The 15,603-nt window shown below is 68.7% G+C and carries 14 protein-coding genes; 10 read left to right on the top strand and 4 right to left on the bottom strand.

The features are described 5' to 3' along the window. Positions 1-42: 42 nt before the first annotated feature. The 5 genes from ACP156_RS06130 to ACP156_RS06110 all read left to right on the top strand — a co-directional run bounded on the left by ACP156_RS06130 (position 43) and on the right by ACP156_RS06110 (position 5,301). Positions 43-1,155, top strand: coding sequence for an inositol-3-phosphate synthase (locus tag ACP156_RS06130; protein ID WP_425050422.1), 1,113 nt, complete (start codon positions 43-45; stop codon positions 1,153-1,155). Next, positions 1,152-1,931 carry an SDR family oxidoreductase gene (locus tag ACP156_RS06125; RefSeq protein WP_425050421.1) on the top strand — a complete coding sequence of 260 codons (780 nt, stop codon included), beginning with the start codon at positions 1,152-1,154 and terminating at the stop codon, positions 1,929-1,931. Before ACP156_RS06130 ends, ACP156_RS06125 begins: the two co-directional genes overlap by 4 nt. Continuing rightward, the gene (locus ACP156_RS06120) at positions 1,859-2,848 is read left to right on the top strand and encodes a phosphatidate cytidylyltransferase (RefSeq protein WP_425050420.1); all 990 of its coding nucleotides are present in this window, start codon (positions 1,859-1,861) and stop codon (positions 2,846-2,848) included. Before ACP156_RS06125 ends, ACP156_RS06120 begins: the two co-directional genes overlap by 73 nt. 87 nt (positions 2,849-2,935) lie before the next feature. Next, positions 2,936-4,135 (top strand): LptF/LptG family permease, encoded by a 1,200-nt coding sequence (locus tag ACP156_RS06115; protein ID WP_425050419.1) that lies wholly within the window; start codon positions 2,936-2,938, stop codon positions 4,133-4,135. After that, the gene (locus tag ACP156_RS06110) at positions 4,132-5,301 is read left to right on the top strand and encodes an LptF/LptG family permease (protein ID WP_425050418.1); all 1,170 of its coding nucleotides are present in this window, start codon (positions 4,132-4,134) and stop codon (positions 5,299-5,301) included. The genes ACP156_RS06115 and ACP156_RS06110 overlap by 4 nt, the downstream gene beginning before the upstream one ends. Here the strand turns inward: ACP156_RS06110 and ACP156_RS06105 are convergent. Beyond that, entirely contained in the window at positions 5,298-6,353 is a 1,056-nt protein-coding gene (locus ACP156_RS06105; RefSeq protein ID WP_425050417.1) for a hypothetical protein, read from the bottom strand. The genes ACP156_RS06110 and ACP156_RS06105 overlap by 4 nt on opposite strands. Then, complete coding sequence (locus ACP156_RS06100; RefSeq protein ID WP_425050416.1) at positions 6,350-7,108, bottom strand: phosphocholine cytidylyltransferase family protein; 759 nt, start codon at positions 7,106-7,108, stop codon at positions 6,350-6,352. Before ACP156_RS06100 ends, ACP156_RS06105 begins: the two co-directional genes overlap by 4 nt. A gap of 112 nt (positions 7,109-7,220) precedes the next feature. On the opposite strand from ACP156_RS06100, the gene ACP156_RS06095 reads away from it, so the two are divergent. Together ACP156_RS06095 and ACP156_RS06090 are read left to right on the top strand one after the other, a co-directional pair. After that, positions 7,221-7,913, top strand: a complete 693-nt coding sequence (locus ACP156_RS06095) for a CDP-alcohol phosphatidyltransferase family protein (RefSeq protein ID WP_425050415.1) — start codon at positions 7,221-7,223, stop codon at positions 7,911-7,913. A gap of 1 nt (position 7,914) precedes the next feature. After that, positions 7,915-9,018: a glycosyltransferase family 4 protein gene (locus ACP156_RS06090; protein ID WP_425050414.1), complete on the top strand. Its 1,104-nt coding sequence runs from the start codon at positions 7,915-7,917 to the stop codon at positions 9,016-9,018. Between the two features lie 17 nt (positions 9,019-9,035). On the opposite strand, the gene ACP156_RS06085 is transcribed toward ACP156_RS06090, so the two are convergent. Then, positions 9,036-10,139 (bottom strand): fatty acid desaturase, encoded by a 1,104-nt coding sequence (locus tag ACP156_RS06085; protein WP_425050412.1) that lies wholly within the window; start codon positions 10,137-10,139, stop codon positions 9,036-9,038. 125 nt (positions 10,140-10,264) lie between these two features. After that, on the bottom strand, positions 10,265-11,203 hold the full coding sequence (locus ACP156_RS06080) for a hypothetical protein (RefSeq protein ID WP_425050411.1): 939 nt from the start codon (positions 11,201-11,203) through the stop codon (positions 10,265-10,267). Between the two features lie 115 nt (positions 11,204-11,318). Here ACP156_RS06080 and ACP156_RS06075 point away from each other — a divergent pair, with 115 nt between their 5' ends. The 3 genes from ACP156_RS06075 (at position 11,319) to ACP156_RS06065 (ending at position 15,502) form a co-directional block, all read left to right on the top strand. Then, positions 11,319-12,872 carry a xylulokinase gene (locus tag ACP156_RS06075; RefSeq protein ID WP_425050410.1) on the top strand — a complete coding sequence of 518 codons (1,554 nt, stop codon included), beginning with the start codon at positions 11,319-11,321 and terminating at the stop codon, positions 12,870-12,872. Then, positions 12,869-13,480 carry a CDP-alcohol phosphatidyltransferase family protein gene (locus ACP156_RS06070; protein ID WP_425050409.1) on the top strand — a complete coding sequence of 204 codons (612 nt, stop codon included), beginning with the start codon at positions 12,869-12,871 and terminating at the stop codon, positions 13,478-13,480. Before ACP156_RS06075 ends, ACP156_RS06070 begins: the two co-directional genes overlap by 4 nt. Before the next feature lie 162 nt (positions 13,481-13,642). After that, positions 13,643-15,502 (top strand): extracellular solute-binding protein, encoded by a 1,860-nt coding sequence (locus ACP156_RS06065; protein ID WP_425050408.1) that lies wholly within the window; start codon positions 13,643-13,645, stop codon positions 15,500-15,502. Positions 15,503-15,603 lie beyond the last annotated feature (101 nt).

The following is a 15,603-nucleotide window of genomic DNA, read 5'->3' as shown; positions in this document are numbered from 1 at the left end:
GCCAAAACCCCCGCCTAGAATAACGAGAATTTCGAGGGATACATGAGCACCTCCCAGCGCGGCAGTATCCGCACGGCGATTGCCGGTGTCGGCAATTGCGCCTCTTCGCTCGTCCAGGCCGTTTCCTATTGCCGCGTCAAAGGCGCGGATGCCGTCGGCGTCTCCTTTCCCGAGCTTGGCGGTTACCGCCCCGAGGATATCGAGATCGTCGCGGGCTTCGACGTGGACCGCCGCAAGGTGAACCGCCCCATCGGCGAGGCCGTGCTGGCCGACCCGAACTGTACCGAGATCTTCTGGGACAAGCTTGACGATCAGCCGGCCCGCGTCCATCGCGGCCCCGACCTTGACGGCGTGTCGGCCTTCATGCGCAACCAGCCGCCCGAGCTGAGCTTTGTGCCCTCGGACGAGCCGCCGCTGTCGAAGGATCAGATCGTCGACGCGCTGAAGGACGCGAAGGCCGAGGTTCTGGTGATCTTCCTGCCCGTCGGCAGCACGCAGGCGGTCGAGTTCTACGCCCAGTGCGCGCTGGAAGCCGGCTGCGCGGTGGTGAACGGCATCCCGGTGTTTCTGGCCTCGAACCCCACCTGGGCGAAGAAATTCGAAAGCGCCGGCCTGCCGATCCTCGGCGACGACTTCAAGGCGCAGTTCGGTGCGACCATCGTGCACCGCACGCTGGCGCATCTGGCCGACATGCGCGGCGTGAAGATCGACCGCACCTACCAGTTGAACGTCGGCGGCAACACCGACTTCATGAACATGATGGACATGGACCGGCTGGCGCTGAAGCGCGAGTCCAAGACCGAGGCCGTGCAGGCCGCGATGGACGCCCGGCTGGCCGATGGCAACATCCGCATCGGCCCATCGGACTATGTCCCGTGGCTGCATGACCGCAAGGTCGCTTACGTCCGGATCGAAGGGCAGCTGCTGGGCGGCGCCAAGACCTCGATGGAGGTCCGTCTGGAAGTCGAAGACAGCCCGAACGCCGCCGCGATGGCGATCACCGCCGTCCGCTGCGCCCGCATCGCGCTGGAACGCGGGCTGAAGGGTGCGGTGCCCGAGGCAAGCGCCTTCCTGTTCAAGCACCCGCCCGAGCAGGTCGACGATCCCGAGGCGCACGACATGCTGCTGGCTTTCGCAGGGGACGCCGGCCAGTGACGGGCACGGCCACCCGGCCGGCCTTCATCACCGGGGGCAGCAGCGGGATCGGCCTTGCGCTTGCCCGCCAGCTGTCCGCGCGCGGTCACCCCGTGGCCTTGTTCGCCCGCAATGCCGACCGGCTGACGGACGCGGTGGCGTCCATGCCGAACGCCCGCGCCTATCCCTGCGACGTCGCCGACCGCGCTGCTTGCGAGGCCGCCGTGGCGCAGGCCATCGCCGACTTCGGCGCGCCGGGCTGGGCCATCGCAAACGCGGGCATCGCCGAACCCGGCGAGTTCATGTCGCAGGACATCGCCGCCCACGAAGCGCAGATGCAGACGAACTACATGGGCGCGCTGTACTTCGCCAAGGCCTGTGCCGATGCGATGGGCGACGGGCGGCTGGTCTTCGTGTCGTCCGGCGCGGCGTTCTTCGGGATCTACGGATACTCTGCCTATGCGCCGTCGAAATTCGCCCTGCGCGGGCTGGCAGAGGTGCTGCGGGTCGAACTCGCGCCCCGGATCAGCGTGACGCTGGCCTACCCGCCCGACACCGACACGCCGCAACTGGCCGCCGAGGCCCGCACCAAGCCCGCGGTCACCAAGGCGATCACCGCAGGCGGCGGGCTCTGGACGCCCGAGAACGTCGCCGCCGCGATCCTGAAGCGCGCCGACAAGGGCCGGTTCACCGTCGCGCCGGGCGCGCAGATGACCGCGCTGTTGTGGCTGCACTCGCTGGCCGCACCCGCGCTGCGCGCGTGGCAGTCGGGCATCGTGCGGAAGCACCGCCGCTGATGGTCGGCGTGGCCTACGCTGGGGCGCTGCCCACGATGCTGGCGCTTTTGTGCCTTGCGCTTCTGGGCGTGGGCTATGCCGTCGTGCTGGGCCTGATGGCCGTGCCCGCGACCCGGTCCACCGCGCGCGACGTGTTCCCGGTGCTGCTGACCGAAACGCTGATCGTGGGCGTCGTGGCGGGCGCGTTCCTGCTGGGCACCTACGCCATCGTCGCGCTGTTTTCGCTGCTCGCCCTGCGCTGCGGCTACGAGGCCGCCCGCGTCACCCTGCCCCGTGCGGGCATCCACGGCGCGTTGCCCGCGATGATCGTCGGCGCGGCGTTACTGGTTCTGGGGCTTCTGGCGTCGCGCGTCCACCCCGTCCCGCTGGCGCTTGGGGCCGTCCTGCTGATGGGTCTTCTGCTGGCGGTCCGGCTGATGTTGCGGACAGATGGCAAGGCCCGGGCCTTCGCCGACCTTGCCCTGTTCCCCGGCGTACCGCTGATCGTCTTCACCGGCGCGGCGCTGCAAGGCGGGGCCGCGACCATGCTGGTGGCCTTCCTGCTGGTCGAGACCTTCGACAGCTACGCCTTGCTCGGAGGCAAATTGTTCGGAAAGCGCAAGGCCTTCCCCGTTCTCAGCCCCAAGAAAACGGTCGAGGGACTGGTGTCGGGCGCGGTGATGCTGATGCTGACCGTGGGCCTTCTGGGGCCGCTTCTGGGCGGCTTCCCCGTGCTCGGCTCGATGCTTGTCGCACTGGCCTCGGGGGCGCTGACGGTGGCCGGGGACCTTGCCGCGTCTCGCCTGAAACGGGTGGCCGGGGTAAAGGACTATCCGGCGGTTCTGCCGCATCAGGGCGGGCTTCTGGACATCACCGATGCATGGATCGCGACCGGCGCCGGGCTGGTCACGCTGATGTCACTCGGTAACCTCTTTTGATGACAAGAGATGTTTGATCCGTCTCATTTATCTGCGCATCATCGGTAGGGAACTCCAGGCCAAGGGCCAAACGCGACCGATATGGCGATGATCCAGCGACTCCACAGCCCGATGACGCGGCTTCTGCGGCAGCGCGCGCTGCGCACGATCGTCGCGTTGCTGGTGCTGATCGAGTCGATCTTTATCGCGGACATCTTCACCTCGACCCTGCAGCAGGTGCTGCGCGAGGGCGGCAGCGCGCTTGACCTGCTGAAGATCCTGCTGCTGAAATCGCCCGAGATCGTGGATTTCGCCCTGCCGCTGGTGCTGTTTCTCGGGATCTACCTTGCCGTCACCCGCGCCCGCAACGCGAACGAACTGGTGATCTGCGCCGCCGCGTCCGAGCCTTGGACCCGGATCCCAAGGCTGGCGATGTACCTTGGCGGCGCGGGCTTCGCGCTGTCCTTCCTGTTCTCCGGCCTGGTCACGCCGCTGTCGAACTACGTGCAGCGGCTGGCGCTGTACGAGTTGCGGTCGCGCACGCTGATCGCCGAACTCTCCGACCCCGCCGAGGTCCGGCGTGTGCGCGAGATCAGCGGCCGCACCTTTATCGCCACCCCCACCGACGACCCAGACGCGCAGCACGGCGGTCTGTTCGTCTACAGGCCCGGTCCCGGCGGCTCGTGGAACGTGGCGCAGGCGACCGACTGGGACGTGGTGGGCCCGGACGAGAACCGCAACTACGTGGTCCGCCTGCAAGAGTTCCGCGAGTTCCGCGGCCGCAACGGCGAAGCCCCCACCGAGGCGCCGACCGCCGGGGTGGCGGGGCTGGACTTCGCGCGGATCACCGTGCGCACGATGGAGCTGGCCTTCTCGACCGACGAGGTGCTGGAGAAGGCGGATGAAAGCCCCCGCGTGACCGAGCGCTACCTGTTCGAGAACGACGGCCCGCTTTGGGGCGAGCCGATCACCCGCGACGACGGACGCCGCCTGACCCGCCCGACCCGCCAGTTCGGCGAGATGCTGGCCCGCGCGATCCTGTGCCCCGTGGCGGCGGCGGTCGCGGTGGCGGCGGCCGCCTTCTCGGGCACACGGCGCGGGCGATGGCTGGCGCTGCCGGGCGGCCTGCTATTGGTGCTGGCGGGCGACGTGGCCAGCCGGGCGATCCTCGGCGACGCCGTGGTGCTGGGCTACATCCGGTTCTGGCCCGCCGCGCTGGCGATCGTCGCGATGGGACTGGCTCCGGCGCTGGGATATGTCTGGCTGCGGGCGGAACGGATCGTGATGCCCGCAGGCGGGCGCGCATGATGATGATGGGCGCGGGCAGGACGACCGCCCCGGACTACGGGGCCCGCGGCGAGGTGCTGGAACGGCTGCGAACCGCGTTCCTTGGCATCGCCACCCGCCGGGCGCTGATCGAGTACCTGCTGGCGGTGCTGGCGGTTCTGTTCATCCTGACCATGGTCGCCTACACCATCGACCTTGCGCGGATCTTCCCGTCGATCCGCTGGCAGGCCACCTACCAAGAGACCACCCTGCCCTCGGTCCTGCTGCCCTATCTCTGGCAGCGCGGGATCGACATCGTCACCCGCATGCTGCCCGTGGCGGTGTTCTTCGGCCCGTTCCTTGCCGAGATCTCACGCCGGATGCGGCTTGAAAGCGTGATCCTCGCCACGGCGGGCGCCGGGCCGGGGCACCGGCTGGCGGCGCTGTTGTGGCTGGCGCTGATCCTTGGCGGCCTGCTTACCGGGCTCGAGGCGCGGTGGCGGCCCGAGGCGATACAGGCGCAGGTGAAGACCGGGCTGGGCGACTATGGCGAGCGCTACCGCGACCGCTGGCTGGACGGGCGCTGGATCGTCAGCGGCGACATCGCGATGCGCGCCGACATGAAGCGCGGCACTGAACCCGAGATGCGCAATCTTCTGGTGTTTAGCGGCATCGGCGCGACGGAACTGACCTCGGTCCTTGGCGCGGAACGCGCGGTGCCGACGGACACGCCCGATGTCTGGCGGCTGGAAGGCGTCAGCGAATGGACCCCCGCCACCGGCGCCGACCTGCTGACCGCGCGCAGTGCCGAGACGGAACTGCTGCTGACCACCGCGCAGCTCGCGCATTTCGGCATCGCGCCCTACATCCTGTCCACCGCCGAGCTGCGCGAACTGGCGCGCGCGCCCACCGCGACCCACTATCTGCCCGGCATCCGCACCGCGCTCTGGCAGCGGCGGTTGGCGGTGTTCCTGCCCGGCGCGGTGGCTTTCCTTGCCGTGGCCTTCGCGGCGCTTGGCTTCGATGGCCGTCGCATGCTGTATCCGCGCCTGATCGCGCTTGCCGCCGGGGGCTATATCCTGACGGTGTCGATCAAGGTGTTCTGGGCGCTTGGCCAGCAGGGCACCGTCGCGCCCTCGACCGCCGTGATCACCGCCATCGCGGTGCCGCTTTCCCTTGGCGCGGTCGCCTACGTCCGCCAGCTTTAGCCGCGGTAGGCCAACAACTCGGTCATCACGCCGCCCCACAGGCTTCGCCGCGGCACCAGCCCCAAAAGGTGTTCCACCGTGGGCCGCACGTCGAACAGCGACCGGTGCCGGGTTCCCGCCGCACGCCCCTGCGCCGCGATCCCGTGCCCCACGGCCAGCAGCCAGCCCTCGCGCGAGGCGGGGATGGTAAAGCCGTGGCCCGTCCACTCTGCCCCGTCGCCGCGACCATGGTCCGTCGTGACCACCAGCACCGGCTTCAGCCCGCGCGCCCGCATCGCCTGCATCTCGGACCACAGCGCCCTGAGATAGCCGTCATAGCGCGCCAGCACGCCAAGATAGGCCGGATACACGCCCGAGTGTCCCACCCCGTCGCTTTCATCAAGCGCGATGTACAGAAAGCTCGGCGGGTCCAGCCGCAGCCGGGACAGCGCCGCGCGGAAGATCATCGCGTCGGCGTTGCCCTCGACATCCGCCGCCGCACCGTGGCGCCGCAGATAGGCGAAGGCCTGATCCCGGCCACAGACCGATATGTTCGCCAGCCGCTCGGCCGGCAGCCCGAAGCACAGCCGGGTCCACGTGGCGAAAACCGCCACCGACCCCGGCGCAAGATCAACAAGCCGGGACAGAAGCCCCTCGCCGCGCGGCTCGCGGCACTCGTTGGTGAGACAGGTCGTCATCCGACCGGTGAACATCGCATGATAGCTCGGCATACTGGTGGCGAAGGGCGTTCCGGTTCCGAACCGCCCATCGCCTGCGATGAAGCCGCCCAACGGCGCAAGCGAACGGGTCAGGAAGGGCATCACCGGCTCATCGGCGCGGTCGGGCGCAAGCGAGGGATCGGCGCCGTGCAGCAGTTCCCGCGGCCGCACGCCGTCCAGCGTGACCAGGATCAGCGTCGTCGCCGGATCGTCGCGCGGCAGGCTGCGCTTTTCAACGCCACCGATCGCCGTGACAAGCGCCCAGCCCAGCAGGACCGGGGCCAGCGCCAGCGCAACGAACAGGGTCAGGGTCCCGTGCAGGCGGCGCGTCGCTGCCTGCACGGCCCGGATCACGAGGTCCGCGCCCCGGCCATCCGCGCCTCGCGCGCGGCGGCGACCCTTGGGTAGACCTCCTGCTCGGCGTGGGCGAGCATCGTCTCGTCATCGACCTCGGCCCACGGCAGATCGTCGATCCGGACACAGGGCACCGGAACCTTGCGGCCAAGCGCCACCAGCCCGGCCTCGTAATGCTCGGCGGGGGTCTCGGTCAGCACCTCTTCGGCCACGACGCGCATCAGCGCGACGCTCGCCGCATCCAGCGCGGTGATTCCGACCAGTTCGCCGAAATGCGGCTCGGGCCGCGCGGCTGCGTCCTTCGAGATCTCGATCAGCGCGCCCTCTGCATCGGTCCAGACATAGACCTCGTCCCCCGCGCCTGTAGGCCCCGAGGTCACCAGCAGGTTGCCGCCCGTCAGCGCCGCCTCCAGCCCCTCGGGAGCATAGATCAGGTCCGACTCGAGAATGACCACCGGCCCTTCGATCCCGTCCAGCGCGGTGGCCAGCGTGCGCAGGCTGCCGGTGGTGGAATACAGCGGATTGTGGATCAGCTCGACACCCGGCGCGCCGCCGAACGCCTCTTCGTATTGTTCGTTCAGGTGGCCGGTCACGATCCGCACACGCCCGATCCCGGCGGCGCGCAGCGTATCCAGCGACTGCGCCACCATCGGGCGTCCGCCGACCTTGATCAGCCCCTTCGGCATCAGCTTGCCGCGCGGCCCCATGCGCACACCCAGCCCCGCCGCGACGATGATCGCCGTTAAGTCCTTCATTCTTTCCCCGATCTGCGGCAGAAACCGCGCATGGTCCCGGACGCGGTCCGGACCGCGCAAGTTGCGCGGACGATAAGTGAGGGGCCGGGAAGCATCAAGGCGGGGCACGACCGTGACAGCACAGGAAAAGCCATCCTTCGGACAGGTTGCGGCGGACCTCCGCGCACCGTGGTTCCGGGAAGAGTTGCGAACGGCGTGGTCGATCGCCCTGCTCTATCGCCTGCCCTCGCTGCCCTTCGTGTGGGTGTTCGCCCGCCTCGGCTGGTCACCCGTCGCGGTGTCCTTCCTTGCGCTGGCGACGGCGCTGGCGATGCCGCTTCTGGCGTGGGGCCTGCCGCTGGCCGATGCGCCGTGGGCCGTCGCACTGGCGGGCGCGCTGTTTCAGGTGCTCGACTGCGCCGACGGAACGCTGGCGCGGGTGACGGGGCGGACGTCGAAGGTCGGCGGCGACCTGGACTTTCTTGTCGACATGACCCAGTGGGGCCTGCTGTACCTTGCCATCGGGCTTCTTGCCGACCGGGTGCTGGGCGGGGACGGCTGGGCCACGCTGGCCGCGATGGCGGGCTGGGCGCGGCTGTTGGCGCGGGTGATCCGCGACCGGTTGCAAGGGCCCGAGGACGGCGTGCCCGAGCCTTTGACGCCCGCCGACTGGCTGCCCGCCTTCATCGCGGGGATCTCGGGACTGATCCCGTTCCTCGCCTTCTCGGGCGACTACCTTGGCTGGGCGGTCTGGGCGCTGATGGTCTACAGCCTGCTGGACGTGGCCGAGGGGCTTATGCCGCTGGCCCGCGACCTGCGGAAATGAAATGAGGATCGTCCAGCTTTGCCCCTACGACATGCGCCGCCCCGGCGGCGTGCAGCGCCACGTGCGCGACCTGTCGCGGTGGCTGACGGCGCAGGGCCACGAGACCCGCATCCTGTGCCCGCCGCCGCCCGGTGCGGCGCCCGGCACCGACCAAGGGATCACCACGCTGGGCCACAGCCGCCTGATCGGCGCCCACGGAACCGAGTTCGAGCTGTCCTTCGCCGGGCCACGCGCTCTTGCCGCCGCCGTGAAGGACCTGCGCGCATGGGGGGCCGAGGTCGTCCACATGCACACGCCGTGGACGCCGTTCCTGACCAGCCAGCTGTGGTCGCGCCTGCGTCTGCCGACTCTGGCGACGGTCCACGCCACCCTGCCCGCGCCGAACGCCAAGGGCAAGACCGACCGCTTCATCCGCTCGGCCGCGACCCGCATCCTGCCGGGCTGCGAGGCCATCGTCGTGCCCTCGCCGGCGCCGCTGGACATGCTGGCCCGGGTGCTGCCCGACCTTCACCCGCAGATCCTGCCGCCCGCCATCGACCTGTCCGACTGGACCGCCGCTGCGCGGCCCCGCGATCCCGGCAGGCTGGACCTTGCGTTTCTCGGTCGGCTCGAACCGCGCAAGGGTCTCGACATCGCGCTTGCCGCGTGGCCCCGCATCAGTCGGGCGCTGCCCCACGCGACCCTCACCATCGCGGGCGACGGACCCTTGCGCGCGAAGGCGCAGGCGGCGCAATCGGACCGGGTCACGGTGATCGGCCGCCCGGAGGACGACGCGGCCCGCGCGCTTCTCGGGCGGTCCCACATGCTGCTCGCGCCCGCGCCCTATGGTGAAAGTTTCGGACTGATCCTGCTGGAAGCGATGGCCGCCGGATGCCTGCCCGTGGCCGCCGCGAACGCAGGTTACGCCTCGGTCCTGACCGGCCCGGGCGCGGAGCTGCTGGTGCCGCCGAACGACCCGGCCGCGCTGGCCGACAAGGTGATCGCGCTGGCAAAGGCGCCGGACACGCTGAAAGGCTGGGCCACCGCCGAGGCCGCCCGCTTCGACGTCACGCAGGTCGGCCCGGATTACCTCAAAGTCTATCGCAGCCTCGCACCGCAAGCCTAAGCGCCGTCAGGGAAAACCTATTCCGCGGGCTCTACCCGCCCGGCGCAGCGGGCGGTGTTGTCCACATCATGCAACGGCGTCCGCCGGCTGGCGGTGAAGTCGCCGCGCACGTGGTCCAGCCAATAGCCGAAATAGGTCTTGTCCGCCGTCTCGGTGAACACCTCGGGCGCCTGCCGCTTCAGCTCCGGCAACCGCGACCACGCGACATTCGGGAAAGTGTGGTGCTCGTTGTGATAGCCCGTGTTGAACAGCAGCCAGTTGATCGGGCCGTACCGCGAACGGGTCGGCGCGGTCTCGTCGGTGCCCTCGTGCTCGCTAAGCGACTGGCCGAGGTTCCAGATCCCGAACTTGCCCAGAAACAGCGACAGCGCCCACAGGTGATACAACAGGGCCCATGGCCCGAACACCGCCAGCAGCGTCAGGTTCGACGCCAGCGATACGCCGATGAACAGCCGCTTCTGCCAAAGGGGCGCGCTGGTCGCCTCGACATGCCGTTCCGGGTCCTTCTGCGGCCGCCCGGTGATCCATGCGTTCAGGCGCGGGAAGATCTCGTCGCCGATGATCGGCCCCAGCGGCAGCAGGTGGATCACAAGCGTCAGGCCGGTCAGCAGGTGTTGCAGGCGCGGATTCTCCGAGCGCAGCATCATCCGGCTTTGGAAGGCGCAGATGTCCTCGTGCTCGTAGTCGCGTTCGTAATCGCCGATATAGGGGTGGTGGCTGGTGATGTGTTCGTGCTGGTAAATCAACTGCTTGCCATAGCTCGACAGGATCCACTCCAGCCCCATGTCGAAGCCCAGCTTCGCCCGGTCGCCCCGGAAGATCAGCTTGTGCGCAGTCTCGTGCACCAGCCCGCCAGCGGAATGGATCAACAACTGCCCCGGAATGAAGGCGGCAAGGAAGATCACCCACAGCGCGGCGTCCGACACCGCCCACGCGAGACCCCAGTGCAACGCCAGCAGCACCGGCAGCGCCAGCACGGTCCACGGCTGCGCGCCCGAAACATGCGCCAGATCGGGATGCGCGGCGATGGCGGCCTTGCGCATCTCGTTGTGGCGCCGCGCCTGCGGCGAGATCCCGGCCTTGCGGCCGCCTTTCGGCACCTGAGACGGCGATTGATCCATGACGGACGCTCCCGGCTGGAGGTCACAGGATTCCTTGGAAAATCCTGATCTTCACGATCTTCCAGAAGATCGTGCTTCTTGGATTTTTCTAGAAAAAACCGCCTCCGGACGCAATGGCCCGAAGGCTACGCATCGCGCTCCCACGGCGCGGGTTCCGGGAACCAGCGCTCCAGCTGCGCCCGTACCATTGCCACGACACGCGGGTTCGGCCGGTCGCCGAAGCTGTCGTTCAGCGTGATCGACAAGGGCTTCCGCGCGTTGATCCGCTTCAACTGCCACCACGTCCAAGGCGCGAAATTCTCAATCGAGACATAGCCTTGCAGATCGTTGCTTAGGCTCCAACCCGCCTCTGCGAAGGCGCCGGTCTCGATCCCGTAGTGCTGGTTCAGCACCTCGGGCGGCACGTTGTCGCCGCCCCGGAACCGCGATGCACGCGTCGTCGCGATCTCGTCCGCGAAGTCGGCGCACATTGCGCGACTGTTCGCCACGTCCATCACCTGTGGCCCGTGGATCATGTGCCGCCGCGCCTCGGCGCCCCCGAACCGCGCCGCCAGCGCCCGGTCGGCGGTGGCCAGAGCAAGGTTCCACGGGCTGGCCTTCGCCGGGTCGAGATCCCGCTTGATGCGCAGCTGCTGCAGATGCGCCTGCGGGCGGCCGTCTTCGGCGAACAGCGCATCCACCATGCCCGGCGCCATCGCCAGCATGTCGTCCTCCATGTAGACGAATTGATCCGTCACATCTGGAAGAAGGTGCAAATGACTGACAATGCAGAAGGAATTGTAGGTCGGAAGGATCTCGGGCTGCATCAGCTGATCGTGGTGGACGACCCGGATCATCGGATGCGCGCTGTCCAGCCAAGCCGGAACCTGCGGGCGGCAGGTGACGAAATGGATCCGCCGCACCCAGGGACAGTTCCGCGCCACCGACCGCATCGAGAAGCGCACGACCTCCAGATTGTCGCGGGTGCGGTTGGGGTTCAGGTCGCGCGGATCGTCCGCGTAGCGGTTCAGCTCTTCCAGGTATCCCGGAAAGCTGTCGTCGACCCAGGTGTAGACTATGTCCATCGGCTTCATGTCTTTCCTTTCGGCAAGCCGGGCGGCGATTGCAAGCCCGGGTGTTGCCAAACGCGCGACTGCGTGGCACCCCAATCCGGCAAGCCCCAGCAGGACGACCACCCGCGTGACCGACCCCGACCTGATCCTCGCCGCCGATTTCGGCACTTCGGGCGTCAAGATCGGGGCCGTCGGGCCGGATCTGAAGGTGCTGGCCTCGGTGACCGAGCGCTATCCGCTGCACCTTCCCGCGCAAAGCCGGGCCGAGCAGATGCCCGAGGACTGGTGGTCGGCGCTGGCCCGCGGCATCGCGCGGCTGGGGGCCGAAATTCCCGACCTGCCCGCCCGCACCGGCGCCGTGGTCTTTGCCGCGCAGATGTGCGGGCTGGTCTGCGCCGATGAGGCCGGGCACCCGCTGCGCCCGGCGATGGTCTGGCTCGACAAGCGCTCTGCCGCGCTGATCCGGGGCAAGACGGGCGGGTTTCCGAAGGTCGCGGGCTATGGCGCGCGATTCCTCGCCCGCTCGATCCGTCTTGCGAACGGCGCGCCGTCGCACAACGGCATGGATCCGCCCGGCAAGATGCTGTGGATCGCCGCCAACGAGCCCGAGGTCTATGCCCGCACCGCGCATCTGCTGGACGTGAAGGACTGGCTGATCCTGCGCGCCACCGGCGCGGTCACGACCACCGCCGACAGCGCCAACCTGACGTGGCTGATGGACACCCGGCGCGGGCGCGAGGGCTGGTCGCCCGATCTTGCCGCGCATTACGGCATCCCGCTGGACCGCCTGCCCCGCATCGTCGACGGAGCGGCGGTGGTCGAGGGGCTGACCGCGCAGGCGGCGGGGCAGCTTGGCCTGCGTCCCGGCACCCCGGTGCTGGGCGGCGGCGGCGACGTCAGCGTGACCGCCATCGGCTCGGGCGCGGTGGCGGACGGAGCGCTGCACCTGTGCGTCTCGACCTCGTCGTGGGTGTCGGGCTTCTTCGACCGCCGCGTGCTGAACGCCTTCGCCGCCTACGCCACGATCACCTCGTCGATCGACCACCGCCCCCTGCTGATCGCCACGCAAGAGGTCGCGGGGTCCGCGATGGCGTGGCTGGCCCGCACCTTCGGCCAGTCCGACGACGACGCGGCGCTCGCCGCCTTCTACCGCGAGATCGGCGCGCCGGCGCCGGACGACCCGTACTTCCTGCCGTGGCTGGCCGGCGAGCGGGTGCCGGTGGACGAGGAACGCCTGCGCGGCGCCTTCCACGGGCTGAACCTGCGCCACGGCCCGCCCGAGATGAAACGCGCGGTGACCGAGGGCGTGGCGCTGAACACCCGCTGGGTCTACGACCTTGTGAAGAAGGAACGCGGCGCGCGCACCGACGGCCCGCTGCCGCTGGTGGGCGGCGCGGTGGCGAACCCGCATTTGGTCCGCGCGCTGGCCGCGGCGCTGGACCGCCCCGTGCAGGTGCGCGACACCGCCTATGCCGGGATGCGCGGCGCGGCGGCGATGGCGGCGCCCGCGATGGGCTGGTCGGCCTCGGTCTGGGACGCCGCCGCCACGCTGGCCGACAGCGACGCCCCGGTGATCGAGCCAGACCCGCAGCAGCGCGACCTGATGGCGCGCCGCTATGACGATCTGAAACACATCCGCAAGGCGCTGGTGAAACTCTACAAACGACAGGGCGCGGCATGATCGACGGGCTGATGAAGGACGTGATCGACCCGATGTGGGAGGCGCTGGCCCGCCCCCTTGCCCGCGCCGGGTTCACCCCGAACCAGGTGACGGGCGCGGGCCTTGTGCTGCTCGTCGCGGTCTCGGCGGCCTATCTCTGGCACCAGTCGCACTGGATCTACGCGCTGACGCTGGCCTGCACCTTCGTGTTCGACGCGCTGGACGGCGCGGTGGCGCGGCAGACGGGGCTGTCCAGCAAGCTGGGCGGCTATTTCGACGCGATGGTCGACCGCTATCAGGAACTTGTCGTGGCCCTCGCCATCGGCTGGGTCACCGGCTACTGGGCGCTGGTGCTGCTGGGCTTTTCGGGCGCGATGATCACCAGCTACGCCAAGGCCCGCACCGCCATCGAGACGCCGGTGTCCAACACCGCGTGGCCCGACGCGTTCGAGCGGCTGGAGCGGATCATCTACACCTGCGTCCTGCTGCTGCTGGCGGGCCTGCTGCCGTGGGACTGGGTGCTGCCGTGGGGTCTTGGGCTTTATGCCGCGCTGTGTCACCTGACCGCCCTGCAACGCGCCCGCCGCGCCGCCGCGATCCTGCGCGAGATCGACCGCGCCGGGAACTGATCCGGCTTCTTTGGTCCGGAAATATCCCGGGGGAATCGCCGAAGGCGATGGGGGCAGAGCCCCCGCCCGGCGGCACCTCCGGCAAACGTGACACCGCACCCCGCTTCCACGCCGGACGAAACCCGGTACAGTGTCTTGAAACCGCAGACACCAGGGAGCCCCATGACCATATCGCGCCCGGCGTTTCTCGCCGCCCTCGCCCCCGCACTCGTTCTGGCCCTGCCGCTTTCGGTACAGGCGCAGGACACCATCGTCTCGCATGGCCTGTCGCCGTTCGGAGACCTGAAATACCCGGCGGATTTCCCTTATTTCGATTACGTGAATCCCGACGCGCCGCAGGGCGGCACGATGACATTCCGGGGCACGCTGGCGTCGAACACGTTCGACAGCCTCAACATGTTCATCCTGAAGGGCGAACCGGCGCAGGGGCTGGAGCGGCTGCACGACAGCCTGATGGTGCAGTCATGGGACGAGCCCGCGTCGTTCTACGCGCTGGTGGCCGAAAGCGTCGAGTATCCGGAAGACCGAAGCTGGGCCACCTTCACCATGCGCCCCGAAGCGCGGTTTTCCGACGGCGAGCCGATCGAGGCGTCGGACGTCGTCTTCTCGCTCGAGATGTTCAAGACACAGGCCGAACCCTATTACCGCATCCTGTTCGAGGACATCGAAAGCGCCGAGGCGCTGGACCCCCACACGGTGAAATTCACCTTCGCCGAAGGCGCGGCCACCCGCGACCTGCCGGCGCTGGCCGCCGAGTTGCCGATCCTCGCCGAACATTACTACGCCGACGTTCCGTTCGACGAATCCACGCTCGACGCCCCCGTGACCTCGGGCCGGTTCCGGGTCGAACGGGTCAGCCCCGGGCGCACGATCACCTATTGCAAGGACCCCGACTACTGGGGCGCGGACCTGCCGGTGACCATCGGCAAGGACAATTTCGACTGCTACACCTACGAGTACTTCGCGGACCGCACCGCCCAGTTCGAGGCGTTCAAGGCGGGCGAGTACCTGCTGCAAGAGGAGTTCACCTCGGCGATCTGGGCCACCTCCTATGATTTCCCGGCGATCGACAACGGCTGGGTGAAGATGGAGACGATCCCCGACGGCCGCTCGTCCGGGGCGCAAGGGTTCTACATGAACCTGCGCCGCGAGAAGTTTCAGGACGCCCGCGTCCGTGAAGCCATCGGCATGATGTTCAACTTCGAATGGACCAACAAGACGCTGTTCTACGGGCTTTACAACCGCTCTGACAGCTTCTGGGAAAACTCGGACCTGCAGGCCGAAGGTCTGCCCGAAGGCGACGAACTGGCCGTCCTGGAAGAGTTCCGCGACCAGCTGCCCGAGACGATCTTCACCGAGCCCGCCGTGACGCCCGCGGTCTTTTCGGGCGAGGGCAAGCTGGACCGCAGCGCGATCCGCGCCGCCTCGGCCCTGCTGGACGAGGCCGGATGGACCGTCGGCCCCGATGGCATCCGCGTGAACGAGGCCGGAGAGCGGCTGCAGGTCGAGTTCATCTCGGACAGCGCCTCGCTTGAGCGGATCATCCTGCCGTTCATCGAGAACATGAAACGTGTGGGGATCGACGCGATCTATGCCCGCGTCGACCCGGCGCAAGAGGTCGAGCGGCAGCAGAACTTCGATTTCGACATCATGATGGCCCGCGTCGTGCTGCCGCTGCGCCCCTCGATCGAACTGCGCACCCTGTTCGGCTCGCGCGGGGCGGAACAGCCCGGCACGCTGAACCTTGCCGGCGTGTCAGATCCGGTGGTCGACGCGCTGATCGAGCAGATCATCGCCGCTGAGGACCTGCCGTCGATGACGGCGCGGGTGAAGGCGCTGGACCGGGTTCTGCGGGCCAAGCACATCTGGGTGCCGAACTGGTACAAGGGCACGCACTGGATGGCCTACTGGGACGTATTCGGCATGCCGGACGAGAAGCCGGAATACGACCGGGGCGTCAACTACTGGTGGTGGGATCAGGACAAGTACGAGGCGCTCAAGGCCGCGGGCGCCCTGCGGTAGCCACCCCGTTGCAAGGTCGGGCGGGCAATTATTCCCGCCCGCCTCATCTTTCCCTCGCGCGCCAAGCCGCTATGCTCCGCCGGACGCAGCAACCGTCCGAG

Source organism: Psychromarinibacter sp. S121, from assembly GCF_049801035.1.
Taxonomy (GTDB): Bacteria; Pseudomonadota; Alphaproteobacteria; order Rhodobacterales; family Rhodobacteraceae; genus Psychromarinibacter.
This window is presented reverse-complemented; position numbering and strand designations above follow the sequence as displayed.